The 15,917-nt window shown below is 57.0% G+C and carries 11 protein-coding genes; 10 read left to right on the plus strand and 1 reads right to left on the minus strand.

Translation table 11 applies throughout. From position 1 onward, the window contains the following. Positions 1–242: 242 nt before the first annotated feature. The 4 genes from sucA (at position 243) to sucD (ending at position 6,444) form a co-directional block, all read left to right on the plus strand. Positions 243–3,050 (plus strand): 2-oxoglutarate dehydrogenase E1 component, encoded by a 2,808-nt coding sequence (sucA, locus tag BN3796_RS11060; protein ID WP_061708386.1) that lies wholly within the window; start codon positions 243–245, stop codon positions 3,048–3,050. Between the two features lie 14 nt (positions 3,051–3,064). Continuing rightward, the gene (odhB, locus tag BN3796_RS11065) at positions 3,065–4,291 is read left to right on the plus strand and encodes a 2-oxoglutarate dehydrogenase complex dihydrolipoyllysine-residue succinyltransferase (protein WP_061708387.1); all 1,227 of its coding nucleotides are present in this window, start codon (positions 3,065–3,067) and stop codon (positions 4,289–4,291) included. Positions 4,292–4,408: 117 nt separating this feature from the next. Beyond that, positions 4,409–5,575 (plus strand): ADP-forming succinate--CoA ligase subunit beta, encoded by a 1,167-nt coding sequence (gene sucC / locus BN3796_RS11070; protein WP_061708388.1) that lies wholly within the window; start codon positions 4,409–4,411, stop codon positions 5,573–5,575. Further along, a complete protein-coding gene (sucD, locus tag BN3796_RS11075) occupies positions 5,575–6,444 on the plus strand; it encodes a succinate--CoA ligase subunit alpha (RefSeq protein WP_005122544.1) in 870 nt (289 codons plus the stop codon). The genes sucC and sucD overlap by 1 nt, the downstream gene beginning before the upstream one ends. 85 nt (positions 6,445–6,529) lie before the next feature. Here the strand turns inward: sucD and BN3796_RS11080 are convergent, their stop codons facing one another. Next, positions 6,530–7,246, minus strand: a complete 717-nt coding sequence (locus BN3796_RS11080) for a GntR family transcriptional regulator (RefSeq protein ID WP_061708389.1) — start codon at positions 7,244–7,246, stop codon at positions 6,530–6,532. Between the two features lie 181 nt (positions 7,247–7,427). Here BN3796_RS11080 and mngA point away from each other — a divergent pair, with 181 nt between their 5' ends. From mngA to ybgE, 6 genes are all read left to right on the plus strand, one after another. After that, positions 7,428–9,344 carry a PTS 2-O-a-mannosyl-D-glycerate transporter subunit IIABC gene (gene mngA, locus BN3796_RS11085; RefSeq protein WP_061708390.1) on the plus strand — a complete coding sequence of 639 codons (1,917 nt, stop codon included), beginning with the start codon at positions 7,428–7,430 and terminating at the stop codon, positions 9,342–9,344. A 23-nt stretch (positions 9,345–9,367) separates the two neighbouring features. Beyond that, the gene (gene mngB, locus BN3796_RS11090; RefSeq protein ID WP_061708391.1) at positions 9,368–12,001 is read left to right on the plus strand and encodes a mannosylglycerate hydrolase; all 2,634 of its coding nucleotides are present in this window, start codon (positions 9,368–9,370) and stop codon (positions 11,999–12,001) included. Positions 12,002–12,675: 674 nt separating this feature from the next. Further along, entirely contained in the window at positions 12,676–14,244 is a 1,569-nt protein-coding gene (cydA, locus tag BN3796_RS11095; protein WP_061708392.1) for a cytochrome ubiquinol oxidase subunit I, read from the plus strand. A gap of 15 nt (positions 14,245–14,259) precedes the next feature. Next, positions 14,260–15,399: a cytochrome d ubiquinol oxidase subunit II gene (cydB, locus tag BN3796_RS11100; RefSeq protein WP_061708393.1), complete on the plus strand. Its 1,140-nt coding sequence runs from the start codon at positions 14,260–14,262 to the stop codon at positions 15,397–15,399. Between the two features lie 14 nt (positions 15,400–15,413). Continuing rightward, positions 15,414–15,527: a cytochrome bd-I oxidase subunit CydX gene (gene cydX, locus BN3796_RS11105; RefSeq protein WP_061708394.1), complete on the plus strand. Its 114-nt coding sequence runs from the start codon at positions 15,414–15,416 to the stop codon at positions 15,525–15,527. A 2-nt stretch (positions 15,528–15,529) separates the two neighbouring features. Beyond that, positions 15,530–15,820 (plus strand): cyd operon protein YbgE, encoded by a 291-nt coding sequence (ybgE, locus tag BN3796_RS11110; RefSeq protein ID WP_073885205.1) that lies wholly within the window; start codon positions 15,530–15,532, stop codon positions 15,818–15,820. Positions 15,821–15,917: the final 97 nt, after the last annotated feature.

Below are 15,917 nucleotides of genomic sequence, written 5' to 3' on the forward strand. Positions count from 1 at the left end.
CGGTAAGCGTAGCGCCACCGGGAAATAACAGGAAATCTTTAAAAACCGCTACATTGCAGTACCCGTAATCGAGGCGTTCAGGCAGCCAACGAAATCGCAGCCGGAACGCAGAAGATTAATGGCAGTTTTTAAAGGTTCCTTCGCGGGCCAAAAAGAGCTCGCAGGTGAACCCCGGCACGTACACGTGTTGTGCGTGGTAGTTTCTACGGCGAAATAAGCATACAAATGCTTAAGGGATCACGATGCAGAACAGCGCTTTGAAAGCCTGGATGGACTCTTCTTACCTCTCTGGATCTAACCAGACCTGGATAGAACAGCTCTATGAAGACTTCTTAACCGATCCTGACTCGGTGGACGCAACCTGGCGTTCCATGTTCCAGCAGTTGCCTGGTACGGGAGTCAAACCGGATCAATTCCATTCCAAAACGCGTGATTATTTCCGTCGCCTGGCGAAAGATGCTTCACGTTACTCTTCGGCGATTTCCGACCCTGACACCAATGCGAAGCAGGTTAAAGTCCTGCAGCTTATCAACGCTTATCGCTTCCGCGGTCATCAGCATGCGAATCTCGATCCGCTGGGGCTGTGGAAACAGGAGCGTGTCGCCGATCTCGATCCCGCTTTTCACGATCTGACCGAGGCCGATTTCCAGGAGAGTTTCAACGTCGGTTCTTTCGCTATCGGCAAAGATACGATGAAGCTGGGCGAGCTGATCGAAGCGCTCAAGCAAACCTACTGCGGTTCCATCGGCGCGGAATATATGCACATTACCTCCACGGAAGAGAAGCGCTGGATCCAGCAGCGTATCGAGTCCGTGGCGGGCCATGCGAACTTCTCTGTAGATGAGAAGAAACGCTTCCTGAACGAACTGACCGCCGCCGAAGGGCTGGAGCGCTATCTCGGCGCCAAGTTCCCGGGCGCGAAACGCTTCTCGCTGGAAGGCGGCGACGCGTTAATCCCGATGTTAAAAGAGATGATCCGCCATGCGGGTAAGAGCGGCACCCGCGAAGTGGTGCTGGGCATGGCGCACCGTGGTCGTCTTAACGTGCTGGTTAACGTGCTGGGTAAAAAACCGCAGGATCTCTTTGATGAGTTTGCGGGCAAGCATAAAGAGCATCTCGGCACCGGCGACGTGAAGTACCATATGGGCTTCTCCTCCGATATCGAAACCGAGGGCGGCCTGGTTCACCTGGCGCTGGCGTTTAACCCGTCGCACCTGGAGATTGTCAGCCCGGTGGTGATGGGCTCCGTGCGCGCCCGTCTGGATCGTCTCGACGAGCCGAGCAGCAACAAGGTATTGCCGATCACCATTCACGGGGACGCGGCGGTCACCGGCCAGGGCGTGGTGCAGGAGACCCTGAACATGTCCAAAGCGCGGGGTTACGAGGTGGGCGGTACCGTTCGCATCGTTATCAACAACCAGGTGGGCTTCACGACTTCGAACCCGCTGGACGCGCGCTCCACCCCATACTGCACCGACATCGGCAAGATGGTGCAGGCGCCGATTTTCCACGTTAACGCGGATGATCCGGAAGCGGTGGCGTTTGTTACCCGCCTGGCGCTGGACTACCGTAACACCTTTAAGCGCGATGTGTTCATCGACCTCTTCTGCTATCGCCGTCACGGCCATAACGAAGCGGACGAGCCGAGTGCAACCCAGCCGCTGATGTATCAGAAAATCAAAAAACATCCGACCCCGCGTAAAATCTACGCCGATCGTCTGGAAGGGGAGAAAGTGGCCTCGCTGGAAGATGCGACCGAAATGGTCAACCTCTACCGCGACGCGCTGGATGCGGGGGAATGCGTGGTGAAAGAGCTGCGCCCGATGAACATGCACTCCTTTACCTGGTCGCCGTACCTCAACCACGAGTGGGATGAGAGCTACCCGAACAAGGTCGAGATGAAGCGTCTGCAGGAGCTGGCGAAGCGTATCAGCACCGTGCCGGAAGCGATCGAGATGCAGTCCCGCGTGGCGAAAATCTACGGCGACCGCCAGGCGATGGCGGCAGGCGATAAGCTTTTCGACTGGGGCGGCGCGGAAACGCTGGCCTACGCCACGCTGGTTGACGAAGGCATCCCGGTGCGTCTGTCCGGGGAAGATGCGGGCCGTGGTACTTTCTTCCACCGTCACGCGGTGGTTCACAACCAGGCGAACGGTTCTACCTACACCCCGCTGCAGCACATCCACAACGGTCAGGGCCAGTTTAAGGTCTGGGACTCCGTGCTCTCTGAAGAGGCGGTGCTGGCCTTTGAATATGGTTACGCCACGGCGGAACCCCGCACCCTGACCATCTGGGAAGCGCAGTTCGGCGACTTCGCCAACGGCGCGCAGGTGGTCATCGACCAGTTCATCTCCTCTGGCGAGCAGAAGTGGGGCCGTATGTGCGGTCTGGTAATGCTGCTGCCGCACGGCTACGAAGGACAAGGGCCGGAACACTCCTCCGCCCGTCTGGAGCGTTATCTGCAGCTCTGCGCCGAGCAGAACATGCAGGTCTGCGTGCCGTCCACCCCGGCTCAGGTTTACCATATGCTGCGTCGTCAGGCGCTGCGCGGTATGCGTCGTCCGCTGGTGGTCATGTCGCCGAAATCGCTGCTGCGCCATCCGCTGGCGGTCTCCAGCCTGGATGAACTGGCGAACGGTACCTTCCTGCCAGCCATCGGCGAGATTGATGAACTGGATCCGCAGGGCGTTAAGCGTGTGGTGATGTGTTCTGGTAAGGTTTATTACGACCTGCTGGAACAGCGCCGTAAGAACGATCAGAAAGATGTCGCCATCGTGCGTATCGAACAGCTTTATCCGTTCCCGCATCAGGCGATGCAGGAAGTGCTGAAACAGTATGCTCACGTACATGATTTTGTCTGGTGCCAGGAAGAGCCGCTCAACCAGGGCGCATGGTACTGTAGCCAGCATCATTTCCGTGAAGTGATTCCATTTGGGTCAGCCCTGCGTTATGCAGGTCGCCCGGCCTCCGCCTCTCCGGCGGTAGGGTATATGTCCGTTCACCAGCAGCAGCAGCAGGATCTGGTGAATGACGCGCTGAACGTCGATTAATTAAAGGATACATAATGAGTAGCGTAGATATTCTTGTTCCCGACCTGCCTGAGTCCGTAGCGGACGCCACCGTCGCCACCTGGCATAAAAAACCGGGCGACGCGGTAACCCGTGACGAAGTGCTGGTAGAAATCGAAACTGACAAAGTGGTACTGGAAGTACCGGCGTCGGCGGATGGTATTCTGGATGCGGTGCTGGAAGATGAAGGCACCACCGTCACCTCTCGTCAGATTCTGGGCCGCCTGCGTGAAGGCAACAGCGCCGGTAAAGAGTCCAGTGCAAAATCGGAAGAGAAAGCGTCCACCCCGGCGCAGCGCCAGCAGGCCTCTCTCGAAGAGCAAAACAACGATGCCCTCAGCCCGGCGATCCGTCGCCTGCTGGCTGAGCACAGCCTCGATCCGGCGGCCATTAAAGGCACCGGCGTTGGCGGCCGCCTGACCCGCGAAGATATCGATAAGCATCTGGCGAAAGCGCCGGCGAATGCTAAAGAAGAAGCCAAAGCGCCGGAAGCTGCGCCAGCCGCTCAGCCGCAGCTTGGCGCACGCAGCGAAAAACGCGTGCCGATGACTCGTCTGCGCAAGCGCGTGGCCGAGCGTCTGCTGGAGGCGAAAAACTCCACCGCGATGCTGACCACCTTCAACGAAGTCAACATGAAGCCGATCATGGATCTGCGTAAGCAGTACGGTGAAGCGTTTGAAAAACGCCACGGCATCCGTCTGGGCTTTATGTCCTTCTACGTGAAGGCGGTGGTAGAAGCGCTGAAGCGCTATCCGGAAGTTAACGCCTCTATCGACGGCGACGACGTGGTTTACCACAACTATTTCGACGTCAGCATGGCGGTATCGACGCCACGTGGCCTGGTGACCCCGGTTCTGCGTGATGTGGATACGCTGGGCATGGCTGATATCGAGAAGAAGATCAAAGAGCTGGCGGTGAAAGGGCGCGACGGTAAGCTGACCGTTGAAGACCTGACCGGCGGTAACTTCACCATCACCAACGGCGGTGTATTCGGTTCGCTGATGTCCACCCCGATCATCAACCCGCCGCAGAGCGCGATCCTGGGCATGCACGCCATTAAAGATCGTCCGATGGCGGTAGACGGTAAAGTGGAGATCCTGCCGATGATGTACCTGGCGCTCTCCTACGATCACCGTCTGATCGATGGTCGCGAGTCCGTGGGCTTCCTGGTCGCCATTAAAGAGCTGCTGGAAGATCCAACGCGTCTGCTGCTGGACGTCTAGTTACTTTTAAGCATCACCTGCCCTGTAGGCCGGATAAGCGTAGCGCCGTCCGGCACACAGACCGCGCCGGTCTACAGGTTTGAAGATAACGATTACCCTGAAGGATGGATAGAACACATGAACTTACATGAATATCAGGCCAAACAGCTGTTTGCCCGGTATGGCTTACCGGCTCCGGTGGGTTATGCCTGTACTACCCCGCGTGAAGCAGAAGAAGCCGCATCTAAAATCGGTTCCGGCCCGTGGGTAGTTAAATGTCAGGTTCACGCTGGTGGCCGTGGCAAAGCGGGCGGTGTGAAGGTTGTTAAGAGCAAGGAAGAGATTCGCGCGTTTGCTGAGCACTGGCTCGGCAAGCGTCTGGTAACTTACCAGACAGATGCGAACGGCCAGCCTGTAAACCAGATCCTGGTGGAAGCGGCGACCGATATCGCGAAAGAGTTGTACCTCGGCGCAGTAGTCGACCGTAGCTCCCGTCGCGTGGTGTTCATGGCGTCTACCGAAGGCGGCGTGGAGATTGAAAAAGTGGCGGAAGAGACCCCGCACCTGATCCACAAAGTGGCTATCGATCCGCTGGCGGGCCCGATGCCGTACCAGGGTCGTGAGCTGGCGTTCAAACTGGGCCTGGAAGGCAAACTGGTTCAGCAGTTCACCAAGATCTTTATGGGCCTGGCGACCATCTTCCTGGAGCGCGACCTGGCGCTGATCGAGATCAACCCGCTGGTGATCACCTCCCAGGGCGATCTGATCTGCCTCGATGGCAAGCTGGGCGCTGACGGCAACGCGTTGTTCCGCCAGCCGGATCTGCGCGAAATGCGCGACCAGTCGCAGGAAGATCCGCGTGAAGCGCAGGCTGCACAGTGGGAGCTGAACTACGTGGCGCTGGATGGCAACATCGGCTGCATGGTTAACGGCGCGGGCCTGGCGATGGGCACCATGGACATCGTTAAGCTGCACGGCGGCGAGCCGGCGAACTTCCTCGACGTGGGCGGCGGCGCGACCAAAGAGCGCGTGACCGAAGCGTTTAAAATCATCCTCTCCGACGATAACGTGAAAGCCGTTCTGGTGAACATCTTCGGCGGCATCGTCCGTTGCGATCTGATTGCTGACGGTATCATCGGCGCGGTGGAAGAGGTGGGCGTTAACGTTCCGGTTGTTGTTCGTCTGGAAGGGAACAACGCGGAACTCGGCGCGAAGAAACTGGCTGACAGCGGCCTGAATATTATTGCAGCGAAAAGTCTGACGGATGCAGCTCAGCAGGTTGTTGCCGCAGTGGAGGGGAAATAATGTCCGTTTTAATTAATAAAGATACCAAGGTTATCTGCCAGGGCTTCACCGGTAGCCAGGGGACTTTCCACTCCGAACAGGCGATCGCTTACGGTACGCAGATGGTTGGCGGCGTAACGCCGGGCAAAGGCGGCACCACCCATCTGGGCCTGCCGGTGTTCAACACCGTGCGTGAAGCTGTAGAAGCAACGGGCGCAACCGCGACCGTTATCTACGTTCCGGCACCGTTCTGCAAAGACTCCATCCTGGAAGCGATCGATGCAGGTATTAAGCTCATCATCACCATCACCGAAGGTATCCCGACGCTGGATATGCTGACCGTGAAGGTGAAGCTGGACGAAGCGGGCGTGCGCATGATCGGGCCGAACTGCCCGGGCGTGATCACCCCAGGCGAGTGCAAAATCGGCATCATGCCGGGCCATATTCATAAGCCGGGCAAAGTGGGCATCGTCTCCCGTTCTGGTACCCTAACCTATGAAGCGGTCAAGCAGACCACCGATTACGGCTTCGGCCAGTCCACCTGCGTGGGTATCGGCGGCGACCCGATCCCGGGCTCTAACTTCATCGACATCCTGAAGCTGTTCCAGGAAGATCCGCAGACCGAAGCGATCGTGATGATCGGTGAGATCGGCGGCAGCGCGGAAGAAGAAGCGGCTGCTTACATCAAAGATCACGTCACCAAGCCGGTTGTCGGTTACATCGCGGGCGTCACCGCGCCGAAAGGCAAGCGTATGGGCCACGCCGGAGCAATCATCGCGGGCGGTAAAGGTACGGCGGATGAGAAATTCGCCGCGCTGGAAGCCGCTGGCGTGAAAACCGTTCGCAGCCTGGCCGATATCGGCGAAGCGCTGAAAGCTGTCATTAAGTAAATCCTCTCTGCTCCCTTTGCGGGGAGCTTTGGAATAATAAGTGTCCATTTTCGACATGGTTGGCCGCTGAAAAGCGGCCTTTTTTTTATTGCCTGCGTTTCGCCACCAGGGTGAATTTATAGTCGTCGCTATTGAACACGTTACGGCTGTACTCGAATACCTGCCCGTCCTTCAGAAATCCTCTTGAGACTTTTTCCAGCACCGGTTTTCCCGGCTCCAGGGCCAGCGCGGCGACAGCTTCTTCAGACGGCATAACCGGCGAAAGCTCCTGCTCGCTACGATCGATGATCATCTTCTTCATCTGCTCGATGTAGCGGTATTTCGAGTTCTCCATTACCTCCCAGGTCAGATCGCCGAAGAGCGCCAGCGGCATCCAGGTCTCCTCCAGGTTGACCGGCTTTTGCTTAATAAAGCGCACCCGCTTAACGTGCCAGACCTTGTCATGAGCGGCTATCTGCAACTTTTCCGCCAGCCACGGCTCCGCCTGGATCACCTCGAAGACTTTCACATCGCTATGGCTGTCAATATTACGGTTAGCCAGTTTTTCATAAAAACCGGTGAGCTGATAAATATCGTAATTAACGCGCTCCTCTTTTACATAAGAGCCGCTGCCCTGGATACTTTCGATGATCCCTTCTTCAGTCAGCAGCTTTAGCGCCTGCCTGACGGTGACGCGGCTGACGCCAAAAGAGGCCTGTAGGGTCGACTCGGTGGGCAGCGCATCGCCGGGCTTCAGCGTTGCACAACGAATCTCTTCGCGCAGCGCGTCGGCAATCTGCCGGTACATCGGTTTCCTGCTCATAATTTCCGTTTTTGTATGAATTAACTAATACCATTTCCCTGAATTATGCCTTTATCCGGCATATTGTAAACAATACAAAATTAATACAAATATTGCTATTTAGGTGAAAGTGATCACATAAAGGTATTATATTCTCAGGCACAATCCGCCCGACATTACCTATCATTCTGTGAGGATCATGATGAACCTGACGACACTGACCCACCCCCATGCGATCTGCCTGAACGCCAGGTTTACCGACCGCGATGAGGCGATTCGAAAGCTCGCGCAGCGGCTCTGCGAGCTGGGAAAAATTAACGATCCGGCTGCGTATCTGGCGGAGGTGTTTCACCGGGAGACGCAGGGACCGACGGCGCTGGGGGAGGGGCTGGCGGTGCCGCATGGCAAAACCGACGCGGTGAAGGAAGCGGCCTTCGCGGTGGCGACGCTTGGCGAGCCGCTGGAATGGGAAGGGGTGGACGGGCCGGAGCCGGTCAGGCTGATTTTTCTGCTGGCGATCCCGGCCTCGGAGGCGGGATCGACCCACATGCAGTTGCTGACCGCTCTGACCACGCGGCTGGCGGATGATCGGCTCCGCGCGCGCGTAATGAGCGCCACCACGCCGGAAGCGCTGCTGGCGGCGCTCGACGCCCAGCCGGATAACGAGACGCCGGCCAGCCTTGAGGATGCGCCGACTCTGGTCTGCGTAACCGCCTGTCCGGCGGGTATCGCCCATACCTATATGGCGGCGGAATATCTGGAAAAAGCCGGGCGCAAGCTGGGGGTGAATGTCGTTGTGGAAAAGCAGGGCGCCAACGGAATAGAAGGGCGGATTACCGATCGGCAGCTTCGCGATGCGCGGGCCTGCATTTTTGCGGCGGAAGTGGCCATCAAGGAGAGCGAACGTTTCGCCGGTATCCCCACTATCGCCGTGCCGGTGGCTGAACCGCTGCGCCACGCGGAGGCGCTGATCGAGCGAGCGCTGGCCCTGGAGCCCTCACAGGGCGCGCGACCCAGCCAGACGACCTCTCCACAGGCCAAAGGGGTAAAGGCTGAGTTAAAGCAGGCGCTGCTCAGCGGCATCTCTTTCGCTGTGCCGCTCATTGTGGCGGGCGGAACGGTGCTGGCCGTGGCGGTGCTGCTGGCGCAGCTACTGGGCTTGCAGCACCTTTTTGATCAGGAAAACTCCTGGCTGTGGATGTACCGCAAGCTTGGCGGCGGGATGCTGGGTATCCTGATGGTGCCGGTACTGGCGGCTTATACCGCCTTTTCGCTGGCGGATAAGCCCGGCCTGGCGCCAGGGTTTGCGGCGGGGCTGGCGGCCAACATGATCGGTTCCGGCTTTTTGGGCGCGGTGGCGGGCGGTCTGATTGCGGGCTACCTGATGCGCTGGGTCAAAAATCATATTCGCCTCAATAATCGCTATAACGGATTTCTGACCTACTACCTCTATCCGGTGATTGGCGTGCTGGGCGCGGGCAGCCTGATGCTGTTCGTAATTGGCCAGCCGGTGGCCTGGATTAATAACGGCCTGACCGCCTGGCTGAACGGCCTGTCCGGGGCGAATGCGCTGCTGCTTGGCGCTATTCTCGGCTTTATGTGTTCCTTTGATCTCGGCGGACCGGTGAACAAGGCCGCCTACGCCTTCTGTCTGGGGGCTATGGCCAACGGTGTCTACGGCCCTTACGCCATCTTCGCCTCGGTCAAAATGGTCTCTGCCTTTACGGTGACCGCCGCGACGATGATCGCGCCCCGGCTGTTTAAGCAGTTTGAAATCGAAACGGGTAAATCCACCTGGCTGCTGGGGCTGGCGGGGATTACCGAAGGGGCGATTCCAATTGCGATTGAAGATCCGCTGCGGGTAATTGGCTCGCTGGTGCTCGGCTCGATGGTTACCGGTGCCATTGTCGGCGCGATGGGGGTAGGGCTTTCCACCCCGGGCGCGGGAATTTTCTCCCTGTTCTTACTCCATCATGGCGGGCTGGACGGCTTTGTCGCCGCAGGGGGCTGGTTTGGCGCGGCGCTGGTGGGAACAGCTCTCTCTACGTTGATTTTGCTGGCCTGGCGACGTCAGGCGGTTAAACAGGGGAAATACATCACCGACAGCGTGATGCCGTAAGATTTCAGGAAAAGGAAATAACGATGAAAGCACTCTCACGGGTTCACATTACGCCGCATATGCACTGGGATCGCGAGTGGTATTTCACCACCGAAGAGTCGCGTATTTTGCTGGTCAATAATATGGAGGAGATCCTGACCCGCCTTGAGCAGGACGCGGAGTATAAATATTACGTTCTCGACGGGCAGACGGCGGTACTGGAGGATTACTTTGCGGTCAAACCGGAAAACCGGGAGCGTGTCAGGGCGCTGGTGCAGGCTGGCAGGCTCATTATCGGGCCGTGGTATACCCAGACCGATACCACCATCGTGTCGGGGGAATCGATTGTGCGCAACCTGATGTACGGTATGCGCGACTGCATGGCGTTTGGCGAGCCGATGAAAATTGGCTATCTGCCCGATTCGTTCGGTATGTCAGGCCAGCTTCCCCATATCTATAACGGTTTTGGCATCCGACGCGCCATGTTCTGGCGCGGCTGTTCGGAGCGTCACGGCACCGATAAAACTGAGTTTCTGTGGCAAAGCAACGACGGAAGCGAAGTGGCGGCGCAGGTATTACCCCTGGGCTATGCCATCGGAAAATATCTGCCAGAAGATGAGGCGGGGTTGCGCAAGCGGCTCGACATTTATTTTGACGTGCTGGAAAAAGCTTCGCTCACGCAAGAGATCCTGTTGCCGAACGGCCACGATCAGATGCCGCTTCAGCAGAATATTTTCGCGGTAATGGATAAACTGCGCGAAATCTATCCGCAGCGCCGCTTCGTGATGAGCCGCTTTGAGGAGGTCTTTGAGCAGATTGAGGCCCAGCGTGAGCAGCTGGCGACCCTCACCGGGGAGTTTATCGACGGAAAATATATGCGCGTACACCGCACCATCGGTTCGACGCGGATGGATATCAAAATCGCCCACGGGCGCATTGAGAATAAAATCGTTAATCTCCTCGAGCCGCTGGCGACTATCGCCTGGACGCTCGGCTTTGAGTATCACCACGGCCTGCTGGAGAAAATGTGGAAGGAGATCTTAAAAAATCACGCCCACGACAGTATCGGCTGCTGCTGTAGCGACAAGGTTCATCGGGAAATCGTCGCCCGCTTTGAACTGGCGGAAGATATGGCCGACAACCTGATCCGCTTTTACATGCGCAAGATTGTCGACAATATGCCGCAAAGCGATCATGACAAACTGGTGTTGTTTAACCTGATGCCCTGGCCGCGGGAAGAGGTGATCAATACCACGGTGCGCCTGCGCGCCAGCCAGTTCCGCCTGCTGGATGACAAAGGCAATGAGATCCCCTTTTTCATCCGCCACGCCCGCGAAATTGACCCTGGCCTGATCGACAGGCAAATCGTCCATTACGGCAATTATGAGCCGTTTATGGAGTTTGATATTCAGCTCAGCCAGATCCTGCCCTCCATGGGCTACCGCACGCTTTATATCGAACCGCATAAGGCGGGACGCCTGCAGCAGGCGACGACAAGCCCTGACGCGCTGCTGGAGAACGCCTTCTGGCAGATCACGCTCAACTCCGACGGCACGCTGCGGCTGCGTGATAAAGAGAGCGGCGTCATTTACGATCGCGTACTGGAGATTGAAGAGGGGTCAGATGATGGGGATGAATATGACTACTCCCCGGCGCGCGAAGAGTGGCTGCTCTCATCGGCGCAGTGTCAGCATGAGGTCGACGTTATCCACGAGGGGTGGCAGAGCCGGGCGCTGATTCGCTGCCGGATGGCGGTACCGCTTAATCTGGCCGAGCGCGCCGCCCGCCAGCGCAGCGGCTCGCTGGGTATAGAGATGGAGGTGACCTTAAGTCGGCACAGCCGCCGCATCGAGGTGACGGTCCATCTTGATAATCAGGCGGATGATCACCGCGTACGGGTGCTTATCCCGACGCCGTTTGTCACCGACCACGTGCTGGCCGATACGCAGTTCGGCACGCAGACGCGCCCGGTGCGCGACGAGGCGATGGCCAGCTGGCAGGAGGAGGGCTGGAAAGAGGCGCCTGTGCCCGTCTGGAACCTGCTCAGCTACGCCACGCTCCAGGAGGGACGCAACGGGCTGGCGCTCTTCAGCGAGGGGCTGCGGGAATTTGAGGTGGTGGGCGAGAGGCAAAAAAGCTTTGCGCTGACGCTGCTGCGCGGCGTCGGATTGCTCGGCAAAGAGGAGCTACTGCTGCGTCCGGGCAGGCCGTCGGGGATCAAAATGCCTGTTCCCGACTCGCAGGTGCGCGGTCTGTTGCACTGCCGCTTTAGCCTGTTTAGCTTTAGCGGTTCGCCGCTCAACGCGGGCGTCGCTCATCAGGCCAGAGCCTGGCTCACGCCGGTGCAGTGCTACAACAAAATTCCGTGGGACGCCATGAAGCTCAACAAAGCGACCTTTACCACCCCGCAGAGCTTCAGTTTGCTCGCCGTGCCGCCGGTCGGTTGCGTACTGAGCACGCTAAAAAAGGCGGAAGATCGCGATGAGATCATCGTCCGGCTCTTTAACCCGTCAGAAACGGTCAGTTGCGACACAACCCTCTCTTTTGGAAACGAGACGGTGCGCTGTCGTGAAACGGGAATGGACGAAGTTCTCCTGCAAGAGAGTGAAGAAGGGGAGGGGCTCGCGGGGACGTTCCGGCCCTGCCAGTCCAGAACGTTCAGCGTGAAGCGGGGGTAAACTTTCCGGCGTCGATTCAGGGCCACCTTAGCGGTGGCCTTTTTGCCTCTTAGTTTCGGTGCGGTGTTAATTCCGTTAATATGAAAAGTAGCGCAAATGTAATTATTGGCATGAGTCCTGCGCGGGCGAGAAACTGTGATCCACGCGGTATCTCAGCATGACCTACTAAAAATGCGAGTCGCTTTCCCTGAGGTTAATAAATATCACTAAGTTTTATATTTGTTATGGCTATTAACAACTGATAAAGGTTTTTATTTATACATATCGTTAACAAGGTTTTTACTGTTGTCACCTCGAAACCACACAATTAACAACGTAACGGCCAATTGATTTAAATCAATGTTTAATGGTTGGAAAAAGACTCCAAAAGGCGTTAAATTGTTCCCGATCAAACCAGCCGAAAAGCGGCAAATTCCCGAGATCTTGATCGCCGTCGTAAAACGTAAATCCCGTTCAATAAAAACCTGTTTATTGTAAGGGTTTTGCGGCGTATTATATTCGAGGGATCAATTTTGGTTTTTTCTTAACGTATTTGTAACCTTTTTCACCTTTTGTCTCGTATTAAAAATAAGAGGCGCTTGAGGTTATCGATAAATTGGTATTGGGGCATGCGTGTGAACCCTTTCTAACGGGGTTCATTCTCGGAGTCTTCATGCGATGAGCAAGGAGTCATGATGTTAGATGTAGTCGAACTGTCGCGCTTACAGTTTGCCTTGACCGCGATGTACCACTTCCTTTTTGTGCCGCTGACGCTGGGTATGGCGTTCCTGCTGGCCATTATGGAAACGGTCTACGTCCTCTCCGGCAAACAGATTTATAAAGATATGACCAAGTTCTGGGGCAAGTTGTTTGGGATCAACTTTGCACTGGGCGTGGCAACCGGCCTGACCATGGAGTTCCAGTTCGGGACAAACTGGTCTTACTATTCCCACTATGTTGGGGATATTTTCGGTGCGCCGCTGGCCATTGAAGGTCTGATGGCCTTCTTCCTCGAATCCACCTTTGTAGGTCTGTTCTTCTTTGGCTGGGATCGTTTGGGCAAAGTTCAGCACATGGCGGTCACCTGGCTGGTGGCGTTAGGCTCTAACCTCTCTGCCCTCTGGATTCTGGTCGCTAACGGCTGGATGCAGAACCCGGTCGCCTCTGACTTCAACTTCGAAACCATGCGCATGGAGATGGTCAGCTTCTCCGAGCTGGTGCTTAACCCGGTTGCACAGGTGAAGTTCGTCCACACCGTCGCCTCAGGCTACGTCTGCGGCGCGATGTTTATTCTCGGCATCAGCGCTTACTATATGCTGCGCGGTCGTGATTTCGCCTTTGCAAAACGCTCCTTCGCCATCGCCGCAAGCTTTGGTATGGCGGCGATTCTCTCCGTTATCGTTCTGGGTGATGAATCTGGCTACGAGATGGGCGACGTGCAGAAAACCAAGCTGGCAGCCATCGAAGCCGAATGGGAAACCCAGCCGGCGCCTGCTGCGTTCACGCTGTTTGGTATTCCCGATCAGGATGCGCAGGAGAACCACTTTGCCATTCAGATCCCTTACGCGCTGGGCATCATCGCGACGCGCTCCGTGGATAAACAGGTTACCGGCCTGAAAGAGCTGATGGAGCAACACGAAGAGCGTATCCGTAACGGCATGAAGGCTTACTCCCTGCTGGAACAGCTGCGCGCTGGGGCGACCGATCAGGCCGTTCGCGATCAGTTTAACGACGTCAAAAAAGATCTGGGCTACGGTCTGCTGCTGAAACGCTATACCCCGAACGTCACCGACGCGACGGAAGCGCAAATTCAGATGGCGACAAAAGATTCGATTCCACGCGTTGCGCCGCTTTACTTCGCGTTCCGTATCATGGTGGGCTGTGGCGTGCTGATGCTGCTGATCATTGCCGCCTCCTTCTGGAGCGTGATTCGTAACCGTATCGGCGAGAAAAAATGGCTGCTGCGCACCGCGCTCTACGCCATTCCGCTGCCGTGGATCGCTATCGAATCTGGCTGGTTTGTGGCGGAATATGGCCGTCAGCCGTGGGCGATTGGTGAAGTGCTGCCCACCGCGGTGGCCAACTCCTCCCTGACGGCGGGCGATCTGATTTTCTCCATGCTGCTGATTTGTGGTCTTTATACCCTGTTCCTGGTGGCCGAACTGTTCCTGATGTTCAAGTTCGCGCGCTTAGGCCCAAGCAGCCTGAAAACCGGCCGCTACCACTACGAGCAGTCCACCGTGACTACTCAGCCGGCACGCTAAGACAGGAGTCGTCAAATGATCGATTATGAAGTATTACGTTTTATCTGGTGGCTGCTGGTTGGTGTGCTGCTGATTGGCTTTGCGGTGACAGACGGGTTCGACATGGGGGTGGGCATGCTCACCCGCTTCCTCGGCCGTAGCGATACCGAGCGCCGGATCATGATTAACTCCATCGCCCCGCACTGGGACGGTAACCAGGTGTGGCTGATCACCGCCGGCGGCGCGCTCTTCGCTGCCTGGCCGATGGTCTACGCGGCTGCGTTCTCCGGCTTTTATGTGGCGATGATCCTGGTGTTGGCCTCTCTTTTCTTCCGTCCGGTTGGTTTTGACTATCGCTCGAAGATTGAGGACAACCGCTGGCGTAACCTGTGGGACTGGGGCATCTTCATCGGCAGCTTTGTGCCACCGCTGGTGATTGGCGTGGCCTTCGGCAACCTGCTGCAGGGCGTACCGTTCAACATCGATGAATATATGCGCCTTTACTACACCGGTAACTTCTTCCAGCTGCTGAACCCGTTCGGCCTGCTGGCGGGCGTGGTGAGCGTGGCGATGATCATCACCCAGGGGGCGACCTATCTGCAAATGCGTACCGTTGGCGAGCTGCATCTGCGCTCCCGCGCCGTGGCGCAGGTTGCCGCGCTGGTTACCCTGGTGGGCTTTGCTCTGGCGGGCGTCTGGGTGGTTTACGGTATTGAGGGCTTTGTTGTGACCTCGGCTATTAACCACGTTGCGCCGTCGAATCCGCTGACCAAAGAGGTGGTTCGTCAGGCGGGCGCATGGCTGGTGAACTTCAATAACACGCCGATTCTGTGGGCAATTCCGGCACTGGGTGTCGTGCTGCCGCTGCTGACGGTGCTCACTTCGCGCCTGGAAAAAGGGGCGCTGGCGTTCGTCTTCTCTTCTCTGACGCTCGCCTGCATCATCCTGACTGCCGGTATCGCGATGTTCCCGTTTGTTATGCCGTCCAGCACTATGCCGAATGCGAGCCTGACCATGTGGGATGCGACCTCCAGCCAGATGACGCTGAACCTGATGACCTACGTGGCCTGCGTGTTTGTCCCGATCATTCTGCTCTACACCGGCTGGTGTTACTGGAAAATGTTCGGACGCATCACGAAAGAGCATATCGAAAGCAACACCCACTCTATGTACTAAGTCAGGAGCTAAATATGTGGTATTTCGCATGGATTTTAGGAACGCTTCTTGCCTGTGCTTTCGGTGTCATTACCGCGCTGGCGCTTGAGCACGTCGAAGCGACCAAAACGGGTGAAGAACCGCGCTAATGATCAACATTATCGCGACGCTCTATAACGTCATGGATAAGCGCCCGTTAAGGGCGCTTTCCCTGCTGATGGCGTTAGCGCTGGCGGGCTGCATCTTTTGGGACCCGACGCGCTTTGCGGCCAGGACCAGCGAGCTGGAAATCTGGCACGGTTTTCTGATGATGTGGGCAGTCTGCGCCGGGGTGATCCACGGCGTTGGCTTCCGTCCAAAGGCGGTGCACTGGCAGGGCATTTTCTGCCCCCTGCTGGCGGATATCGTGCTGCTCGTCGGCCTTATCTTCTTCTTCTTTTGAAAGCCGCCTCACCCTTAATGCTATGGGCTTACCCGGGCCCATAAAAATTTACTCTCCGTTTACTTTCCCCCATTCCAAACCAACTTGCCCGCGCGTA

This window comes from Pseudenterobacter timonensis (genome assembly GCF_900021175.1).
GTDB lineage: Bacteria > Pseudomonadota > Gammaproteobacteria > Enterobacterales > Enterobacteriaceae > Enterobacter > Enterobacter timonensis.